The sequence below is a fragment of the Chitinolyticbacter meiyuanensis genome, from assembly GCF_008033135.1.
Taxonomy (GTDB): Bacteria; Pseudomonadota; Gammaproteobacteria; order Burkholderiales; family Chitinibacteraceae; genus Chitinolyticbacter; species Chitinolyticbacter meiyuanensis.
The window spans coordinates 3956099-3973840 of sequence record NZ_CP041335.1; the positions used below are offsets into that span (position 1 = coordinate 3956099).

The following is a 17742-nucleotide window of genomic DNA, read 5'->3' on the forward strand; positions in this document are numbered from 1 at the left end:
TATGCACAAACCTTGAACAAATAATGCTTAGTCATTACGCAAAAGTCAACAAGTCACAACGCAAATCATCCTGGATTCGTTACAATCGCTGCATCGAAGCAAACCGAACGCGCAACGTCATGAGCGCCAACAACGAAACGAAATCCCTGCCCGGCATGGGCGCCGGCGCCGTACTGGCGCTGATCCGCAGCGGCGCAGCCACCACCCGCACACAGATCATGCAGGTCAGCGGGCTCTCCCGATCGACGGTGGCGCAGCGTCTGGAAGGCCTTATCGCCGCCGACTACATCGCCCCCGCCGCCTTCGAGCATTCCACCGGCGGCCGCCCGCCCGGCTCGTTCCAGCTCAAGCGCGATGCCGGCACCATGCTGCTCGCCGCCATCGGCGCCGGCGCCATGCAGGTGGCGGTGGCCGATCTGCAGCGCGACATCCTCGCGCGCGAATCATTGCCGATCCAGATCGCCGACGGCCCCGATGCGGTGCTGGGCCTCGTCGCCAAGCGCTTTGCCGCCCTGCTCGCGCAAACCGGCGAAACCGCGGCGCGGGTGCGCGGCATCGGCATTGGCGTGCCGGGCCCGGTGGAGTTCGCCCAAGGCCGCGTGGTGCGCCCGCCAATCATGACCGGCTGGGATGGCTACCGGGTGCCGGATTTCTTCGCCGACCGCTATGCCTGCCCGGTGATCGTCGACAAGGACGTCAACCTGATGTCGCTCGGCGAGCATCGCGAGGTGCTGCCGTCCGAGCAGCACCTGCTGTTCGTCAAGCTCAGCACCGGCATCGGCGCCAGCCTGATCATGGACGGCATGCTGCAGCGCGGTGCCCAGGGCGGCGCCGGTGATCTTGGCCACCTTTACGTCGGCAACCTGCAGCCGGGCGAGGCGCTACTGTGCCGCTGCGGCAACCAGGGTTGCCTCGAAGCCTATGCCGCCGGCTGGGCGATCTGCCGCACATTGAGCGCCGCCGGTTTTCCAGCACAGAACGTGCGCGACATCACCCGGCTGGCGCAGCAGAACGAACCGCAGGCTGTCCAGGCGCTACAGCACGCCGGCCGGCTGATCGGCGAAACCATCGCCATGGCGGTGAGCCTGACCAACCCATCGCGCGTGGTGCTCGGCGGCGAGCTCGCGCTGCAGCAGGGCTATCTGCTCGCCGCGGTGCGCGAGACGGTTTACAAGCGCTCGCTGCCGCTGGCCACGCGCAACCTGCAGATCGTGCACAGCCAGCTTGGGGCCGACGCGGGCCTGTTGGGCGCCGCCCATCTGGTCAGCGACGCGCTGTTCGCACCCGCCGTGGTCGATGCCGCCGTCGAGGCGGCCACGGCCGCTCTTGAATGATGACGGCATCGACCCCATCTACTCAGCCCGACTTCCAATCCCATCCCGGTGCCCCGTGTGGCACCTGTCAGACCGCAGAGGAAACCATGAGCCGCATCGCCGCCATCAAACCCCTGGGCCAACGCATTTGGCTCGACAACCTGTCCCGTGGCCTCATCCAGGCCGGCACCCTGCAACAACTCCTGACCGACGACGCCATCGCCGGCGTCACCTCCAATCCCGCCATCTTCTACAAGGCCATCTCGTCCGATCCGCTCTACGCCGATGACCTCGCCAAGCTCAAGGCCGATGCCAGCCTCACCGCCGAGCAACGCTACGAAGCCCTGGTGGTGCCGGATGTGCAGGCCACTTGCGACCTGAACCTGCCGCAGTACCAATCCAGCGAAGGCCTCGATGGCTATGTGTCGCTGGAAGTGTCGCCGTTCCTGGCCAACGACTACGCCGGCACTGTGGCTGCTGCGCATCGCCTGTGGGCTGCGGTGAACCGCCCGAACGCGATGATCAAGGTGCCCGCTACGCAAGCCGGTATCCTGGCGTTCGAACAGCTGATCGCCGATGGCATCAACGTGAACATCACGCTGATGTTCAGCCTGAAGCACACCGATGATGTGCTGACCGCCTACATCCGCGGCCTGGAAGCGCGCAAGGCTGCTGGCCTGCCGCTGGATCATGTCCGCGCCGTGGCGTCGGTATTCCTGTCGCGCGTCGATGTGCTGCTGGACAAGAAGCTGGAAGAGATCGGTTCGCCGGAAGCGCTGGCACTGCGTGGCAAGAGCGCGATCGCCTTCGTCAAGGTGGCCTACGAGCACTACAAGAAGCTGTTCTACGGCACCCGTTTCGCCGAGCTGAAGGCGGCTGGCGCCCATCCGCAGCGCCTGCTGTGGGCCTCGACCGGCACCAAGAACCCGGCCTACCGCGACACCATGTACGTGGAAGAGCTGATCGGTGCCGACACCGTGAACACCGTGCCCGATGCCACCCTCGATGCATTCCGTGACCATGGCGAGGCTGCTGCCCGCCTGGAAACCGGTACTGCCGATGCCGTCGCCACCCTGGTGACGCTGCGCAAGCTGGGCTTCGACTTCAACATCGTTGGCGAGCAGCTGCAGAGCGAAGGCCTCAAGCTGTTCGATGAGGCGTTCGAGAAGCTGCTGCAGCTGACGGCCTAAGCGGGTTGCAGGCCGGCACGCCGGCCATGCGAAACGGCGCCCATCCAGGCGCCGTTTTGTTTGGGTGAATGCAGCTCAGGCCGCTGCTGCGAAAAGCTTGCAGACCGGCGCCTGGGGCGCCGATCACCGCGCCGCACACCGCCGTCATGCTATAACGGCGGCTATCCCGACCCGGCCCACGCCCATGTCCACCCGCCGTCGCTACCTTGCCCTGCTGCTCGTCCTGTTCGTCCTGATCGTGATCGATTACGGCTGGCTCAATGTCACCCGGCCACTGGACGATCGCGGCGGCGATCTGCTGCTGCGCCAGCATGCGGCCTCACGTCCGGCCAGCAGCGACATCGTCATCGTCGACATCGACCAGAAAAGCCTGGAAGCGATGAACGAGGTGGCCGGCAGCTGGCCTTGGCCACGCGCCGTGCACGCCGAACTCGTCGACATCATCGCCGCACAGCGGCCGCGCGCCATCGTGTTCGACATCCTGTTCAACGAAGCCGATACCTTCCGTCCGGACAGCGACGCACTGCTGCGCGACACCGCGCTGCAGCACCGCAACCTGTATTTCCCCTATGTACTGCTTGCCGATGGTGTCGGCAGCCCGCTGGCATCGCTGCCGGCCGCGCTCGGCATCCGTGGCAACAGCACGGCCGACCCGGCCGCCAATCCACCGCTGCTGCTGCCCACCGTGCTGCCACCCGAGGCCTGGCGTGGCGGGCTGATCAATTTCGATGCCGATGCAGACGGCATTGGCCGCCACTACCTGACCACGCGCCGCATCGATGGCTGGTCCATCCCATCGATGCCCGCCCGCGTCGCGCGCGATGCCGGCTGGGTGGTGCCCGCCGGCGAGCGCGCGCGGATCAACTGGACGCAGCGCCACGCCCATGTGTCGTTCTCCGATGTCTACCTCGATGCCAACAGCGTGGCGCCCAAGCGATCACAGCGCGAGTTTGCCGGCAAGGTGGTGGTGATCGGCACCGCCGCCCCCGGCCTGCAGGATCTGCGCCCCACCCCACTGTCGCAGACCTTCCCCGGCGTGGAGATCCTCGCCACCGCCATCGACAACCTGCAACGTGGCGACTGGCTGAGCGGCCCGCCCCGCGCCGCCTTCGCCCTGCTGGCCGTGCTGCTGGCCGCGTCGCTATGGCTGGGCTTTGCCCGCGGTCTGAACACGCTGTGGCTGGGCCTCGCACTCGCCGCCGCCAGCGCTGTGGCGCTTGCCGCGATGTGGCTGGGCCTGAAGGGGCATCACTACTGGCCGCTGATCGGCGCGCTGGCCTGGGGCTGGATCTACTTCTGGCTGGCCGCCCTGATCGCCTATCTGGCCGAAAAGGCGCGGCGGGAACAGACCGTGCAGTTGTTCGGTCGATTCCTTGATCACCGCGTGGTGCAGGATCTGGTCGAACAGGGTGCACTCGATGCCGAGCGCAGCGCCGAGAGCCGGCAGGTGACAGTGTTGTTCTCCGATATCCGCGGCTTTACCACGCTGTCGGAGACCCGGCCGCCCGAGGAGATCGTGGCGCTGTTGAACCGTTATTTTTCACGACAGGTCGCCGTGATCTTCCGTCACGGCGGCACGCTGGATAAATTCATCGGCGATGCCATCATGGCATTCTGGGGTGCGCCGGTGAACGACGCGAAACACGCCGAGCATGCCGTGGCCGCCGCACTGGACATGGCGCGGGAGCTCGAAGCGTTCAAGCAGGAACTCGCCGAGCTGGGCACCAGCTTCGACATCGGCATCGGCATCCACACCGGGCCGGCAGTGGTCGGTTTCATCGGCTCGGATGCACGGCTCGACTACACGGCGATCGGCGATACGGTGAACCTCGCCAGCCGGATCGAGGGTGAAACCAAGGGCGTGGCCCGGGTGCTGGTGTCGCAGGCCACACGCGAGGCCTGCGGCGAGGCGTTCGAATTCATCGACCGTGGCCTGCATCACGTCAAGGGACGCGGGCAGCCGGTACAGTTGCTGGAACCGCGCGAGCGCGGGCAAGAGGACACATCACAATGAAACACTGGACAACATGGGCACTGGCCGGGCTGATCGTCGCCGGCGCCAGCTGGGCCGACAGCGGCACGCTGATCCGCGCCACGCCGCTCAAGCAAAAGCCGTTTCTCGACGCCACCACGGTGAGCGAGCTGCCGGCCAACAGCCGGCTCGACATCGTCACGCGCAAGGGCGCTTGGATGCAGGTGAAGACCGCCAGCGGCCAGAGTGGCTGGGTGAAGCTGTTGAACGTGCGCACCGGCAGCGGCAGCAGCAGTGGCGGCGGGGGGCTTGGCACGCTGGGCAAGGTGATTACCACCGGTTCTTCCGGCACCACGGTGACCACCGGGGTGAAGGGGCTGTCGGCCGAACAGATCGAGAACGCCAAACCCAACTTCGCCGAGCTCGACAAGCTCAAGCAGTACCAGGTGAGCAGTGGCAGCGCCAGCAGCAGCGCCCGCCAGGCCGGGCTCGATGCGCAGAGCGTGCCCTATGTCGCCTACAGCCGTGGCGCCAGCAGCAACAGCGCCACCGATGCGACCTCGCCCCTGAACCGCCGCCCGTGAGGCCCGCCATGAAACATCACCTGATCTCCCTCGCCGTGGCGGCCGTCCTGGTCACGCCACTGGTCCACGCGTTCGACCTTGGCAAGCTGGTGGACAAGCTCAACGAGAATCCGGACCTGCTCAACGCCGTATCCGGCGCGGTGCAGAACACCATCGACGCCAACCGCACCATCGGCCCCAAGGAAGAAGCAGCCATCGGCGACGGCCTGGCCGCCAACCTGCTGGGCGCCGCGCCGCTGGTGAACGATGCCGCGCTGCAGCGCTACGTGAACCAGGTCGGCGAATGGGTCGCCAGCCGCTCCGAGGAGCCCAATCTCAACTGGCGCTTCGGCGTGATCGACAGCCCCAACGTCAACGGTTTCGCTACGCCGGGTGGCACCATCCTGATCACCCGCGGCCTCTACCAGAAACTGAACGGCGAGGCCGAGCTCGCCGGCGTGCTGGCCCACGAAATCAGCCACGTGCTGCTGCACCACCATATCCGTGCCATCCAGGCCGGCAAGGGCCGCGAGGCCATGGGCAATGCGCTGCAGGGCTTTGCCAGCTACAAGCAGGGCGACACCGCGCGCCAGATCGGCGCCAATGCGCTGTCGGGCATGTCCGAGGTGTTCGTGCGCGGCCTCGACAAGGACGACGAATACGAGGCCGACATCCGCGGCATGGTGCTGGCCGCCCGCGCCGGCTACAACCCGTATGCACTGGTCTCGGTGCTGCAGACGCTGTCCGCGATCAACCCGGCCGACAGCACGGTGCAGCTGATGTTCAGCACCCACCCGGCGCCGAATGATCGCCTGAACAAGATCGATCAGGTGGTGGGTGACAAATTGGAGCGCTACGCGAACGGGGCCGAGGAAACACAGCGCTTCCATCGCCTGCGCTGATCGCCAACCTTACGGCTGCCGCCGAGGCCAGGGCCTGTTCTCGGTTGTTTCGCGGCGGTGCAAGGCCGAGAAATGACTAGACAAGGCGCGCGGCACAGGGAATAGCCGGGCTATTCCCAAGGTGCGCAACGCAGTGGATAGCCATTTCCCGGCCTTGCCCTCCGGGTTCGGGGTCGTTTGGACTCCACGTATCGTTGCTGGCAGCCGCATGATTCATGCCGGGTAGTCTCTCCCTGCGTTGGAGCTGCTTTCCAAACGGCCTCGAACACCGTCGTGAAACAGCTGAGAACAGGCCCGAGGCAGCCGTATAATCAGGGCAGACCACCCTGGAAAGCCCGCATGCCTGCCGCATCGCCGATCGCCCCGTTCCAATCCCGCCGCGCCCGCCTCGCCAGCGAACTCGCCCCCGGCATCGTCATCGTGCCGACCGCACCCGAGCTCGCGCGCAACGCCGACACCCAGTTCCCCTACCGTTTCGACTCCAGCTTCTACTACCTGACCGGCTTCACCGAGCCGGAAGCCGTGCTGGTGCTGCTGGTGAAGGCCGGTGGCGAGTTCGAATCGGTGCTGTTCTGCCGCAGCAAGAATCTGGAACGCGAGATCTGGGACGGCTATCGCCACGGCCCCGAGGCCGCGCGCGAGGCGTTCGGCTTCGATCGTGCCTACAGCTGGGACGAGCTCGATACCGAGCTGGTGCAGTTGATCGCCGACCAGCCACGCATCCATACACCGTTCGGCGTCGACGCCGCTTGGGATGCGCGTGTTGCCGGCTGGCTGAACGCGGTGCGCGCCCAGGCCCGTGCCGGCGTGGCCGCGCCGCGCGAGATCGTCGACGTGCGCGACGCCATCTTCGAGCTGCGCCTGATCAAGGATGCCAGCGAGCTCGACGTGATGCGCCGCGCAGGCAGCATCAACGCCGCCGCCCACGTGCGCGCGATGCGCGCAACACGCCCGGGAATGATGGAATACGCGGTCGAGGCCGAGCTCTTGCACGACTACTATCGCCAGGGCAGCCGCTTCCCGGCCTACACCAGCATCGTCGCCTCCGGGCCCAATGCCTGCGTGCTGCACTACGTGGAAAACAACCGGCAGATGCAGGATGGCGATCTGCTTTTGATCGACGCCGGTTGCGAACTCGACGGCTACGCCAGCGACATCACCCGCACCTTTCCGGTGAACGGCCGCTTCTCCGGTGCGCAGAAGGCGGTGTACGAGCTGGTGCTGGCTGCGCACAGCGCGGCCATGCAGCACGCCTTGCCCGGCCAGCCGTGGAACGCGATGCACGATGCGGCCGTCAAGGTGCTGGCCCAGGGCCTGATCGATTTGAAGCTCTTGACCGGTTCGCTCGATGAAGTGCTGGAAAGCGAAAGCTATCGCCAGTTCTACATGCACCGCACCGGCCACTGGCTGGGGCTGGACGTGCACGATGCCGGCGCCTACAAGCAGAACGGCGAGTGGCGTGCGCTGGAGCCCGGCATGGTGTTCACCGTCGAGCCCGGCCTCTATATCCGCCCGGCCGACAACGTACCGGCCGAGTTCGAGCATATCGGCGTGCGCATCGAGGACGACGTCGTCATTACCAGCAGCGGCAACGAGGTGCTCACCGACGGCTGCCCGCGTGATGTCGCCGGGATCGAAGCGCTGATGCAGGACCACCGCGCATGACGCTGCCCGCCCATGTCGACATCGCCATCGTCGGCGGTGGCCCGGTCGGCGCGCTGGTTGCGCTGCGACTGGCCGAGGCCGGTCATGACGTGCTGGTACTGGAGGCGCGACGCGACGTCGGCCACGACGCGCGCGCGCTGGCGCTGTCGCACGCCAGCCGCGAGGCACTCAGCCGCGTCGGGCTATGGAACGAGGCCCGGCTGGCACCCACCGCCATCGAAAAGGTCCATGTCTCGCAGGCCGGCACGCTGGGCCGTGCCGAGCTGTCAGCCGCCGAGATCGGCCTGCCGGCGCTCGGCTACGTAATCGGCTACGCGGCGCTCGCGGGATTGGCACTGGAACGGCTGCAGGCCGGATCGGCAAGCGTGTCGCTCGGCACCCCGGTCACCGGCATCCGCCAGCTGGCCCGCTATACCGAGCTGAATGTGGACACCGAGGCCGGGCCGCGGCAGCTGACCTGCCGCCTCGCCATCCTCGCCGACGGCGGCAAGCTGGTCGATACGCTGCCCGGCATCACGCAGACGGTCAAACCCTACGACCAGCACGCCATCATCGCGACGCTGACCCCGGCCGCACCGCATCGCCAGATCGCCTACGAGCGCTTCGCCGACGACGGCCCGCTGGCCTTGTTGCCGCGTGGCGACAATTTCACGCTGGTGTGGACGCAAAGCCCGGCCGATGCCGCGGCACGGCTGGCGCTGTCCGGTCACGACTTCATCGCCGAGGTCGGCCAGCGCTTCGCCGGCCGCGTGGCGGGATTCACTCAGGTCGGGCCGCGCGTCAGCTTTCCCTTGGCGCTGAAGACGGTGAATAGTGTGGCCGACCGCCGCGTGGTGCTGATCGGCAACGCCGCGCAGACGCTGCACCCTGTCGCCGGGCAAGGCCTCAACCTGGGCCTGCGCGATGCCACGGTGCTCGCCGATGTGCTCGCCGGCACGCCGCGGCACGAGATAGGCGAAGCGGCCACGCTGGCGCGCTACGGCCGGCTACGCCGCCGTGACGCTGGTCTCGTCACCGCCTTTACCGACAGCTTGATCACGCTGTTCGAGAAGCCCGGCCCGCTGTTCAAGCACGGCCGCAGCCTGGGACTGCTGACGCTGGATCAGGCGGCGCCGCTGCGCCGCGGCTTCGCCGAGCACATGGTCTACGGCGCGCGTTGAGCGATTCGCCTGCCGGCAACGCCAGCCAGGATGGAGAGCATGCTCAAAGCATTGATCACCCTGATGCTGCTGCCGCTCCTCGCTCGCGCCGAGCCGCTGCTCGTCACCTACCCGGACAAACCGCCCTACTACCATGACGGCGGCGCACACCAGGGCACCGGTTTCCTGGTCGATTACACGCGGCAGGTCATGGCCAAGGCTGGCATCGCCGCGCGCTTCGAGTTCCGGCCGGCCAAACGCGCGTTGATGGAAATCGAGGCCAACCGGCAGCCCGTCTGCTCGATTGGCTGGTTCCATACGCCGCAGCGCGCGGCGTATGGCCACTACAGCAAGGACATCTATCGCGACCTGCCGCTGGTGGTGGTCACCCGCACGGCGCTGGCGCCGCAGCTGCGCCGCCACCACACAGCGGCGGTACTGCTCAGGCAATCCGAGCTGGTGCCGGGACTGATCGCCGGTTTCTCCTATGGCGACGCGGTGGACCAGCTGCTGGCTGCCCGCCGCTCCGCAACCGATCGCAGCGCCCAAAGCCCGGAGCAGAACCTTGCCATGGTGCTGCGCGGCCACGTGAGCTACACACTGCTGAACCCGGTGGAATTCCAGTACTGGCAGCAAGCCCGCGGCTTCAGTGCCGCCGGCCTCGTCACCATCGCCTACCCGGATCTCCCGGCCGGCAGCACCCGCTACCTGCTATGCAGCCATCGGGTCGACGATGCGCTGCTGGCGCGCATCAACCGGGCCATCGACGCACTGCCGAGGCCTTCCTACCTTCCCTGATCCGCCGGCGTCGGCATCGCCTCCAGCTCCTGCGCCACCAGCCGGGCCAGGTCGGTCAGCATGTCGATCTCGGCACGGGTCACCTGTCGTGGTGCCCGATCGATCACGCACAGCGTGCCCACTTGCTGGCCGTTGGCCATGCGCAGCGGCGCGCCCGCGTAGAAGCGGATGTGCGGATCGTCGATCACCAGCGGATTGTCGGCAAACCGTGTGTCGTCCAGCGCGTCCTCGACCACCAGCACGTCCTCGCGCAGGATGGCATGCGCGCAGAACGACACATCGCGCGATGTTTCCCGCGCTGCGAGGCCGAAGCTCGACTTGAACCATTGCCGCTCCACATCGACCAGGCTCACCAGCGCCACCGGCACCCGGAAGAAACTTGCAGCAACACGGGTCAGGTTGTCGAAACGTGCCTCGGGCAGCGTATCGAGGATCAATAGCTGACGCAGCGTAGCGATACGCTCGGCTTCGTCCGTGGGAAATGAGGCTGGCTGCATCGGCACGCTCCGGTCAAGACTTCACTGTAGCGCCCTCGCCACGGACGCGAAATCCGTCGCCGCGAGGGCAATTTCCACATCACACAGTCAGATTGGCGCTTTATCATTCGCGGTAATCATCGCTTCGTGCCGCATCATGCTCAAATACAGCTTCAGATCGATCCTCACCACCTGGCTTGCCGGCCTGATCGCGCTCCTGCCGCTCGCCCTCACCGTCACATTGATCGGCTGGGTGATCAGCCTGCTCAACCAGTTCATCGGGCCAGGCAGCCTGGTGGGCAAGCTGTTCGGCTTTCTCGGTACCCCGTTCGCCAGCAATCCCTATCTCGCCTATTTCTTCGGCACGCTGCTGCTGATCGCCGCGATCTACCCACTGGGCCTTGCCGTGCAATCGGGCCTGAAGAAACCGCTGGCCCGGCTGGTGGACAAGACGCTGCGCCGCATCCCGCTGATCGGCAACCTCTACAACCTGGCCGACCGGTTCGTCGCGCTGCTCGACCAGAAACAGGAAGCCGACATCGGCGCCATGGCACCAGTCTGGTGCTTTTTTGGCGGCGACGGCGTGGCGGTATTGGCCCTGATGCCCAACCCGGAACCAGTGGACCTCGATGGCCGCCTGTACCAGGCCGTACTGGTGCCCACCGCGCCGGTGCCGATCGGCGGCGGCCTGCTCTACGTGCCGTGCGACTGGATCCGCCCAGCACAGATCGGCGTGGACAAGCTGACCAGCATTTATGTCTCGATGGGCATCACGCCACCGCCCGCGCTCAAGAGCGGCAAGGCGCCATTGCCGCAAGGCCCCGCAGCCATCCTGCATTGAGGATGGTGCAGGCACGGCTCCTTGCACGGACCCGAAACGAACAAGGGAGGCGCATTGCCCCCTTGATTGCATCAATGTCGCTTGGCGTTACGACGGCGTGCCACCAGCGCCAGCAAGCCGATCCCCATCAGCGCATAGGTTTCCGGTTCCGGCACAGGAGGAGCAACGTAGGGGGCATAAAAAGAAACATTCAACGACCCGGGGGATACCTCCCAGCCGCTATCGTCGAGTATCAATTGCTGGGTAAAGTCAAAAGTGAGCTCCCGGAAGCTTCCGGCATGCCGGTTCGAGACGTAATATTCCACATCCCCTAATTGGTAAGTGCGCAAGCCCTGCCAGTCATATCGATACCCCTGCGAGCCACTCAACTGCAACGTGCGTACCCGCTCCGCAAAAGACACGGTGGCCTCTCCACTCACCGTGGAATCTCCGTCGTACGGGCGCCCGGCCGGAATGGATGCCTTAGACGCACCGAATGAGACATGACTCAAAAATGAATCGCTGGTCAACCGCAGGTCTAAGGCTGCTTGATAGCTCAGCGTCTGCCAACCACCGCTATTGCCTACATTAACCGGCGTCAGTTGAAGGCTTGCCGAATAAATCTGATAGTGCGTGACCTTTCCGTTTACACCTTCCCAAACATCGCCTCCGGCAACAAAATTAAACGGCTGCCCACCAGATACATTAAGGCTTTCAATGTGATCCATAGCATCAGCATGGGCGAGTACTGCACTGGAAAGCATCACAGTAATCACAAGGACTTTCACTGCAGTTCCCCCTTACCTTGCGATATGTTTTGTGAGCGACGCCTTCTGGCACGACGCGCCAGCCCGCCCGCCAATAGCCCCATACCAAGCAATGCATACGTCTCGGGTTCCGGAACCGGCTGCACAAATGCTGGGTCTACCACGAACGAGAGCTGCAATTGCGGCATACTGTATTCCAAATTTGTATAGCTATCGGGCTGAAAGGTATACACCGAAGAATACACCCAGTACATTTCCCTGGGAAATTGCCCTTCAAATGTATTATTCAACTGCATAGGATAAAATTCAACAAACCTTTCTAAATATCCCTCCTGCACCCACCCCTCAGTTAGGCTAGGCTGCTCTGTATATATCGTGTGATACGAAGGATCCAAATGTTGGACCTGAGAATTCATTCTAAGATAGGCAGGACCGAAGGTGGCATTTGCATCGATTTTGGATACAACATTGAATGCGCTCAGGTGCAAATCAGTCAGAAAGGTGTGCTCACGAAGAGCGGCGTAAAGAGTGAATCCCACAAAAGGATCACCCGACCAGGTGGCAGGCGTGATTGTGAGATCAAACCGTTCAAAACGCTGTCCATCCAGCACGAAAAACTGGCTACTCCCCGTCACCCCGGACTGTCCGACGTTGACCCACTGCCGGTAATCGGCGAATGCTGCATGTGCATTTCCCGCTGCAATGAGCAGAAAAAGCGACAGAAACAACCTACGCATATCAACCCCCTTCAGCATGCAGCACCCTTGCTGCATTCCCGTTCTGGCATAAATTGATGAGCGGTTCAATGAATGAAATAAATAATATTAAAGTATACGAATATCAATTATTCCCAAATTGCGTTAAATACACCTAGATGGCATTTCAGAAGTGCATACAGGAATCGCATTGACCGGGTCTGCACCGGCTTCTATCGCGGGGATGCCCTCTTTATCGGCGCAAGCGAATAGCGGGGGCGATAGCGCCCCCGCCTCACACCTAGCGTTGCTTGGCGTTACGACGGCGTGCCACCAGCGCCAGCAAGCCGGCGCCCATCAGCGCATAGGTTTCCGGCTCCGGCACCGGGGTCACCGGCGCGAGGAAACTGAGCGTGGCATAACCTTGGTGCCACTCCCAGCCGGCCTGATCCAGCTGCAGTTGTTGCTGGTAGTCGAGTGTGTAAGGTTGCCACGGCGCCTGGGTATCGTAGGACTGCTCAAGCCGATAGGCTTCGCCACCCATCGAGTACGTCGTCCACTGCTGCCCATCCTTCCAAATTCCTACATCACTAACATTCGCATTGGACAAATTTACAGTTCGTTTCCGGGTTCCACGTTCCGACACGATTTTGCCGTCGCCATGTGCAGCACCAAGGTAGGTCCAGGCTATGTCATCGTCGTAGGGCGTGTACACCGAGGCCACAGCACTGCCGACATGGACGTGCTGCAGGAAGGCCTGATCCGAAAGCTTCAGGTTCAGGCCAAACGTCAGCTGTCGCCCGATGTCGTTTTGCTCGTCCACCAATGGCGCCACGGAAAACACCAGACTAAAGCGCTCGAAATCCTGCGTGCCGAGCTGCACCCGCTGGCTGCTGCCGCTGACCGACGCGCCAGCCGAGACAGTCAGGAAGCGCTGGTAATCGGAGAACTGCGCATGCGCTTGGGCAGCGACCAGCAGGCCCAATGCCGCGATCATCGATTTCATCATGCTTGCACCTCATTACGTGGAGACTGCCCGCACAGTTTGCGCCGGCGCACCAGCCAGCCAGCCAGCAAACCGGTCCCCATCAGCGCATAGGTTTCTGGCTCCGGCACTGGGTTCACCACAAAGGAAAGCTGGATTTTCGGTACGGTGTACGAGTTGCAGCAGCCCATCTCCAGCAGGCTGCTACGGAAGGAATGCTCCGGTCCACCGAAGCTGCCCTCGAAGGTCTGCGCGTACAGGTAGGGCCGCGTTTCGGTCGTGGATTCTAAGCTGGATTGGTAGTAGATCGTTTCCACCGATGTCCCAGGCTGGTACTTCTGGCTACCCACCTGGTGAAAATAATCGAAAGACATATAGGAATCATCGTACCGACCGCGCGACACATAGGTCGTCAGCTCACCCAAACGCAGCTGAGTCAAAAATGCCTGGTTCGACAGGCTGCCATCGAGGAAAAAGCCGCCCCCCCATTCCGATGGCTCGGTCGGCACGATGGTGAGATCGAAACGCTCGTACTGGCGACCATTCAAAGTGAACAGCTCGCTGGTACCCGTTACATTGCTTTGTTCGACTTCCCACGACTCAGTCAAGGTCAGCCAACGACTGTAATCACTGAACGCCGCATGCGCCGAGCTCGTGACCGCGAGCAGCGCTACGGCAGACCAGATTTGCTTCATTGCCATGCTCCTCAAATGCAGCCCCCTGTGGCTGCTGAAGCATTGTTGCATGGCAATATTGTCTTGTTAAGAAAGAAACAAGACAGAAAATGAGCGAATTATGATGTGCTGTATCGTTTTTACCCCGGCTTGTGTGCGTAGCCGCGCCGGAATCGATCAATTTTGTGCCACCAGGCTGTAAGGCCACGATGGAAAACTACTGATCGCCGTACTTCGTCGCCTCTGCCACGGGCAGCGCCAGAAACGCCGCCAGCGCTGCCTGCCGCGACGGGTAGAAATGGACGCCAGTGCTGGCCGGCGCGATGTGGCTGCTGGCCAGCCATTCCATCAATTGGGCGGTGCGGCCGGCGATCACGAGCTCAATGCCGGCCTCGCTGAACTGGCGCTGCAAGGTACGGATCGCCAGTGCGCCAGTGAGGTCGACTTCGGCGATCGATACCGCGTCGATGATCACCCAGCGCGGCGACTGCTCGGCGACCAGCGCGGTGAGTCGCTGACGGAAGTAGTCGGCGTTGAAGAAGGTGAGCGGCGATTCGAAGCGATAGATCAGCACGCCGGGCACCGAATGGGCATCCGGATAGTGGGCAAGCTCGAACAGGCCGGGATGGCTGTCGATCACGCCGAAGAGCTGCTCCGACGGCCGCGCCATCTGCATCAGGAAACGCAGCAAGGCGAGGGTGACCGCCAGCAGGATGCCGGACATCACGCCGAACAGCACCACGCCGATCACGGTGGCAACCGCAATCTTGAACTCGGCCCGGCTGTAGCGGCGCAGGCCCAAGAGGCCATCCATGTCGATCAGGCTGGTCGAGAGTGCGATCAGGATGGCACCGAGCGCGGCGCTGGGCAGGGCCGCCAGCACGTCGGTCAACAGCAGCAGTGCCGCCAGCAGCGCCGCAGCGGCCACCAGCGGCACCATGCGGGTCTGGCCGCCGGTCATGTCCGCCACCAATGTGCGCGAGCTCGATCCGGCGACGGCGAAGCCCTGGCTCAGCGTGCTGGCGATATCGGCAGCGCCCAGCGCCATGAACTCGCGATCACCATCGATCTCATAGCCGTTCTTGGCGGCAAAGCTGCGCGCGGTAAGCATGCCGCTGCTGAACGACACCAGTGCCAGCGCCGCAGCCGAAGGAACCAGCGTGCCCAGCAGATCGTGCGGCAGGCTGGGCCATACCCACGACGGCAGGCCGGATGGCAACTGACCGAGCACGGCAACGCCGAAGCGCTGCAAATCAAAGGCGAGGCTGGCCGCCATCACCGCAGCCAAGGCCACCAGCGCCGCTGGGCCACGCGGCCAGCGCCACTTGATCGGCATGTAGATCGCCAGCGTGGCCAGTGCCACGGCGGCAGTCGGCCAGTGGATGCTGGCGAGCTGCTGCGCCAGCGAAACCAGCTTGCTGATCACGTCCTCGCCCGCCAGCGACAGCCCGGTCACCTTGCCCAGCTGGCCGATCACGATGGTGATCGCCACGCCGTTGAGCAGACCCGCCAGGATGGGCCGGGACAGGAAATCAGCGAGAAAACCGAGGCGGAAGCGGCTGGCCAGCAGGCAGAAGCCCGCGCACAGCAGCGATAGCGAGATCGCCAGTGACTCGTATTCGGCCGTGCCCGGCGCGGCCAAGGGCGCCATGGTGGCGGCGATCATCGCGCAAGTGGCCGCATCAGGGCCCACGATCAGTTGGCGCGACGACCCCAGCAGCGCATACACCACCATGGGGATGATGGTGCTGTAGAGCCCGGCGATCGGGCTCAGCCCAGCAAGCTGCGCATAGGCAATCCCCACCGGCAGCGCCACCGCCGCCACCGAGATGCCCGATTGCAGATCAGCGCGCCAGTGCTGGCGCGGGTAATGAACCAGCTCGGCGAGGCCGGGCATCCAGCGGGTAAGGAGTGCGGGGAGCATGACGAGCCACGAGATCAAAACCCGCCAACCATAACCGAACTCGCCAGCACAGTCTCGCGCGGCTCAGGCGATCAGGTATGGCGCCATCACCTCGGCGAGCCAGGCCATGAACGCCTGCACCCGCCGCGGCAGATGGCGGCGATTGGCGTAGAGCAGCGATACCGGCATCGGCTCGGCCCGCCAGTCCGGCAACAGCGCCACCAACTCGCCGCTGGTCAGCCCATCCGCCACGCCCACCCGCGGCACCTGGATGATGCCAAGGCCTGCGCGGCAAGCCGCCTGGTAGGCATCGGAATTGTTCACCGTGATCACCCCGGCCATCGGCAGGAAGACGACGCCATCGGCAGTCAGGTACTCGAAGCCAGCCGCCCTGGCCCCCAGCGTGGCGGTGTAATGCACCAGCCGATGCCGGCCCAGATCGGCCAGCGTAGCGGGCAGGCCGTGGCGCGCCACGTAATCGCGACTCGCGCAGTTCACCATCTCGAAACGCCCAAGCCGCCGCGCGATCAGGCTGGAATCACCGAGCACCCCGACTCGCATCACGCAATCGAAGCCCTCGCGCACCAGATCCACCCGGCGGTCGGTGCTGGAGAGTTCCAGCTCGATGCGCGGATGGGCCGCCAGGAATTCCGGCAAACGTGGCAACACGTACATGCGCGCGCTGGAGGCCGGCAGGTCCACCCGCAGCCGGCCGGTCAACTCGCCCTCGCCCGCCTGGAACATGGCCTGCAGCTCGTCCATGTCCGACAAGAGATCGCGGCAGCGTTCGTAGTAAGCCTGGCCATCCTGCGTCATCTGCACCCGGCGCGTGGTCCGGTGCAAGAGCCGCGTGCCCAGCTGGTTTTCCAGCTGCTGCACCGCCGCCGAGATGCTGGCCTTGGGCAAGCCCAGCCGCTCGGCAGCCTGGGTAAAGCTGGCGAGCTCCGCCACCCGCAGGTAGACACGCATCGCGGCCAATTGCTCCATATCCGCCTCATTGTTCGTTCAGCACGAACAGTTTAGCCAGATCGGTGCAATTTATCGCCAACCGTCACAACAATACACTGCATCGCAAGCCGGACCTCCGGCGCTACTGGCACAGGAGCTCACCATGACCAAGATCGCCCTCATCACCGGCGGCAGCCGCGGCCTCGGCCGCAATGCCGCGCTCAAGCTCGCCGCACGCGGCACCGACATCATCCTCACCTACCGCAGCCAGGCCGATGAAGCGGCACAGGTGGTCGCCGAGATCGAGGCCTTGGGCCGCCGCGCCGTAGCGCTGCAGCTCGATGTGGCTAACAGCGGCAGCTTCACTGCCTTCGCCGCAGCCGTGGGCGAACAGCTGCAAACCCGCTGGGGCAGTGCCCGCTTCGACTACCTGCTGAACAACGCCGGCATCGGCATCCACGCGGCCTTCGCCGACACCACCGAGGACCAGTTCGATACGCTGATGAAGATCCACCTGAAGGCGCCGTTCTTCCTCACCCAGGCACTGCTGCCGCTGCTGAACGACGGCGGCCGCATCCTCAATGTGTCCACCGGCCTCGCCCGCTTCGCCCTGCCCGGCTACGCCGCCTACGCAACGATGAAGGGCGGCATCGAGGTGCTGACGCGCTATCTCGCCAAGGAGCTGGGCGGTCGCGGCATCGCCGTCAACGTAATTGCCCCCGGCGCCATCGAGACTGATTTCGGCGGCGGCGTGGTGCGCGACAACAGCGAGGTGAACGCCCAGATCGCCGCGCAGACCGCCCTGGGCCGCGTCGGCCTGCCGGATGACATCGGCAACGCCATCGCGCTGCTGCTGTCCCATGAGGCCAGCTGGATCAACGCCCAGCGGGTTGAAGCCTCGGGCGGCATGTTTCTCTGAGGCCACAAAGAAA

Annotated in this window: 17 protein-coding genes; 10 read left to right on the top strand and 7 right to left on the bottom strand. The window is 64.4% G+C overall.

Annotated features, from left to right (window positions below; genetic code table 11):
* The first annotated feature begins 119 nt into the window (after positions 1–119).
* The 8 genes from FLM21_RS18815 to FLM21_RS18845 all read left to right on the top strand — a co-directional run bounded on the left by FLM21_RS18815 (position 120) and on the right by FLM21_RS18845 (position 9542).
* Entirely contained in the window at positions 120–1334 is a 1215-nt protein-coding gene (locus tag FLM21_RS18815; protein WP_187359994.1) for an ROK family transcriptional regulator, read from the top strand.
* A gap of 86 nt (positions 1335–1420) precedes the next feature.
* On the top strand, positions 1421–2503 hold the full coding sequence (tal, locus tag FLM21_RS18820; protein WP_148716971.1) for a transaldolase: 1083 nt from the start codon (positions 1421–1423) through the stop codon (positions 2501–2503).
* A gap of 184 nt (positions 2504–2687) precedes the next feature.
* Positions 2688–4517, top strand: coding sequence for an adenylate/guanylate cyclase domain-containing protein (locus FLM21_RS18825; protein WP_148717044.1), 1830 nt, complete (start codon positions 2688–2690; stop codon positions 4515–4517).
* Positions 4514–5059 carry an SH3 domain-containing protein gene (locus FLM21_RS20980; protein ID WP_187359995.1) on the top strand — a complete coding sequence of 182 codons (546 nt, stop codon included), beginning with the start codon at positions 4514–4516 and terminating at the stop codon, positions 5057–5059. Before FLM21_RS18825 ends, FLM21_RS20980 begins: the two co-directional genes overlap by 4 nt.
* 8 nt (positions 5060–5067) lie before the next feature.
* Positions 5068–5940, top strand: coding sequence for a M48 family metalloprotease (locus FLM21_RS20985; protein ID WP_187359996.1), 873 nt, complete (start codon positions 5068–5070; stop codon positions 5938–5940).
* A 339-nt stretch (positions 5941–6279) separates the two neighbouring features.
* A complete protein-coding gene (pepP, locus tag FLM21_RS18835; protein ID WP_148717046.1) occupies positions 6280–7605 on the top strand; it encodes a Xaa-Pro aminopeptidase in 1326 nt (441 codons plus the stop codon).
* Positions 7602–8765: an FAD-dependent oxidoreductase gene (locus tag FLM21_RS18840; protein ID WP_148717047.1), complete on the top strand. Its 1164-nt coding sequence runs from the start codon at positions 7602–7604 to the stop codon at positions 8763–8765. The genes pepP and FLM21_RS18840 overlap by 4 nt, the downstream gene beginning before the upstream one ends.
* A gap of 39 nt (positions 8766–8804) precedes the next feature.
* Positions 8805–9542: a transporter substrate-binding domain-containing protein gene (locus FLM21_RS18845; protein ID WP_187359997.1), complete on the top strand. Its 738-nt coding sequence runs from the start codon at positions 8805–8807 to the stop codon at positions 9540–9542.
* Here FLM21_RS18845 and FLM21_RS18850 read toward each other — a convergent pair.
* Positions 9530–10039: a GAF domain-containing protein gene (locus FLM21_RS18850; RefSeq protein WP_148717049.1), complete on the bottom strand. Its 510-nt coding sequence runs from the start codon at positions 10037–10039 to the stop codon at positions 9530–9532. The genes FLM21_RS18845 and FLM21_RS18850 overlap by 13 nt on opposite strands.
* Before the next feature lie 136 nt (positions 10040–10175).
* Between FLM21_RS18850 and FLM21_RS18855 the strand changes: the two genes are divergently transcribed.
* Positions 10176–10859 carry a DUF502 domain-containing protein gene (locus tag FLM21_RS18855; RefSeq protein ID WP_148717050.1) on the top strand — a complete coding sequence of 228 codons (684 nt, stop codon included), beginning with the start codon at positions 10176–10178 and terminating at the stop codon, positions 10857–10859.
* 71 nt (positions 10860–10930) lie between these two features.
* On the opposite strand, the gene FLM21_RS18860 is transcribed toward FLM21_RS18855, so the two are convergent.
* The 6 genes from FLM21_RS18860 to FLM21_RS18885 all read right to left on the bottom strand — a co-directional run bounded on the left by FLM21_RS18860 (position 10931) and on the right by FLM21_RS18885 (position 16849).
* Positions 10931–11626: a PEP-CTERM sorting domain-containing protein gene (locus tag FLM21_RS18860; protein WP_222846724.1), complete on the bottom strand. Its 696-nt coding sequence runs from the start codon at positions 11624–11626 to the stop codon at positions 10931–10933.
* A complete protein-coding gene (locus FLM21_RS18865) occupies positions 11623–12360 on the bottom strand; it encodes a PEP-CTERM sorting domain-containing protein (protein ID WP_148717051.1) in 738 nt (245 codons plus the stop codon). Before FLM21_RS18865 ends, FLM21_RS18860 begins: the two co-directional genes overlap by 4 nt.
* 241 nt (positions 12361–12601) lie before the next feature.
* On the bottom strand, positions 12602–13309 hold the full coding sequence (locus FLM21_RS21145; protein ID WP_222846725.1) for a PEP-CTERM sorting domain-containing protein: 708 nt from the start codon (positions 13307–13309) through the stop codon (positions 12602–12604).
* A complete protein-coding gene (locus tag FLM21_RS18875) occupies positions 13306–13980 on the bottom strand; it encodes a PEP-CTERM sorting domain-containing protein (RefSeq protein WP_187359998.1) in 675 nt (224 codons plus the stop codon). Before FLM21_RS18875 ends, FLM21_RS21145 begins: the two co-directional genes overlap by 4 nt.
* Before the next feature lie 196 nt (positions 13981–14176).
* The gene (locus FLM21_RS18880) at positions 14177–15883 is read right to left on the bottom strand and encodes a SulP family inorganic anion transporter (RefSeq protein WP_148717053.1); all 1707 of its coding nucleotides are present in this window, start codon (positions 15881–15883) and stop codon (positions 14177–14179) included.
* A 63-nt stretch (positions 15884–15946) separates the two neighbouring features.
* Entirely contained in the window at positions 15947–16849 is a 903-nt protein-coding gene (locus FLM21_RS18885) for a LysR family transcriptional regulator (RefSeq protein ID WP_148717054.1), read from the bottom strand.
* Positions 16850–16973: 124 nt separating this feature from the next.
* Here FLM21_RS18885 and FLM21_RS18890 point away from each other — a divergent pair, with 124 nt between their 5' ends.
* The gene (locus FLM21_RS18890; protein WP_148717055.1) at positions 16974–17729 is read left to right on the top strand and encodes an SDR family NAD(P)-dependent oxidoreductase; all 756 of its coding nucleotides are present in this window, start codon (positions 16974–16976) and stop codon (positions 17727–17729) included.
* Positions 17730–17742: the final 13 nt, after the last annotated feature.